At 71.3% G+C, this 1,622-nt stretch carries 2 protein-coding genes; one reads left to right on the top strand and one right to left on the bottom strand.

The features are described 5' to 3' along the window. A partial coding sequence (locus B8460_RS15840; RefSeq protein ID WP_052945265.1) for an SAM-dependent methyltransferase occupies positions 1-424 on the top strand: 424 nt, incomplete at its 5' end. Between the two features lie 9 nt (positions 425-433). Here B8460_RS15840 and B8460_RS15835 read toward each other — a convergent pair. After that, positions 434-1,336 carry a LysR substrate-binding domain-containing protein gene (locus B8460_RS15835; RefSeq protein WP_048862579.1) on the bottom strand — a complete coding sequence of 301 codons (903 nt, stop codon included), beginning with the start codon at positions 1,334-1,336 and terminating at the stop codon, positions 434-436. Between the last annotated feature and the right edge of the window lie 286 nt (positions 1,337-1,622).

Here is a 1,622-nt window from a genome sequence, read left to right as displayed (position 1 = left end):
GGCCGGGTTCGACGTGACCGTGCTCGACAGCGCGGAGTCGGCGAGCGCCTATCAGCGCCACACCCTCGGCCGCGAGGAAGGTGCCGAGATCATCGAGGCGGATCTGTTCGGCTGGGAGCCGGAGGACCGGTTCGACGCCATCTATGACCAGGCGTGTTTCTGCGCGCTGCTGCCGGCGCAGCGTCCGGCCTATATCGGCCGGCTGCACCGCTGGCTCGCGCCGGGCGGGCGGCTGTTCATCCTGTTCATGCAGACGGGACGCGACGGCGGGCCGCCGTATGACTGTCCGATGGACGAGATGCGGCGTCTGTTCCGCCTCGGCGCGGACCGGACGGGATGGGACTGGCCGGGCGCGTTGCCCGACCCGGTGCCGCATCCGGCGGGTTTCGCCGAACAGCCGGCGGTGCTGCACCGCGTCCCGTAGCCGGGTCCGTCAGGCGGCGCTGCGCAGCGAGACGGTGGCGGCGATGCTGTCGCGTATCAGCCCGATCAGCGGCGTGACCAGCGCCATCCGCCCCTCGGTGTCGCCGAACACCGCCATCTCGGCGGTGCCGAGCGCCGGGAGGTCGAGGCCGCCGACCAGACCGTCCGGCAGGCTCGAACTGCCGAGCACCGTGACCCCCAGCCCGGCCTGCACCGCCGCGATGACGCCGAGCAGGCTCGCCGAGGTGTAGACGATTTCGTGCGGGATGCCGCGGTTCGCCAGCACCGAGAGTGCGCGGTCGCGATACATGCAGCCGGGCGTGAGCATCGCCAGCGGCAGCACCCGGCCCGCGCCGTCCGCCCGTTCCGCCGGGCCGCCGCGCGGCAGGACGAAATCCGGCGCGGCGGCCCAGGTGAGCGGCTCCGTCCAGATCGGTATGCCCGCCTGCTCGCCCTCGCGCCGCTTGCCGATGACGAGATCGAGCCGCCCGCGCTCGCAGGCCGCGCGCAGCTCCTGGCTGCGTCCGACCTCCACCTCGAGCTGCACGTCCGGATAGGTGCGGGCGAAGCGGGCCAGGATCGGCGCGAGATGATGCGGGACGAAATGATCGGCGATGCCGAGACGCAGATGGCCGTGCACCGACGGCGCGATCATCCGCCGCACCGCCTCGTCGTTGAGCGAGAGCAGCCGGCGCGCGTAGGACAGCAGCACCTCGCCGTCGGCGGTAAGCGCGAGGCTGCGGCTGGTGCGTTCGAACACGCGCTTGCCGATCAGGTCCTCGAGCCGCTTGATCTTGAGGCTGATGGCCGACTGCGTCAGCCCGAGCGTCTGGCCGGCGGCGGTAAAGCCTTGTCGTTCTGTGACCGTTACGAAACACCTGAGCAGATCAATGTCGAGGTCGGGACAACGCATGGCGTCACCTCGGAACAGGAAACCACGACACTAGGTAGGACCCGCTTGCCGCGTAAATACACCGAAGGTCTCAGATGGGACGGCCGTCCGGATCGCCGGACGGCCGGGACGCGTCAGATCAGATCGTCGTTGCCGCCACCGCCGCCGTCGCTCCAGCTGTCGCCGCCGCCGCCGGTGTCGCTCCAGCTGTCGCCGCCCGGATCGCCGCCGCCGGTATCGGTCCAGCCGGGATCGGGCTGACCGGCCGAGGGATCGGACCACCCGGCGTCGGGCTGACCCGCGCCGG

It is taken from the genome of Acidisphaera rubrifaciens HS-AP3 (assembly GCF_000964365.1).
GTDB classification, from domain to species: domain Bacteria; phylum Pseudomonadota; class Alphaproteobacteria; order Acetobacterales; family Acetobacteraceae; genus Acidisphaera; species Acidisphaera rubrifaciens.
This window is presented reverse-complemented; position numbering and strand designations above follow the sequence as displayed.

Excerpts from the sequence above, each read along its gene's own strand:
- B8460_RS15835 (WP_048862579.1), bottom strand. The coding sequence starts at position 1,336 with ATGCGTTGTCCCGACCTCGACATTGATCTGCTCAGGTGTTTCGTAACG.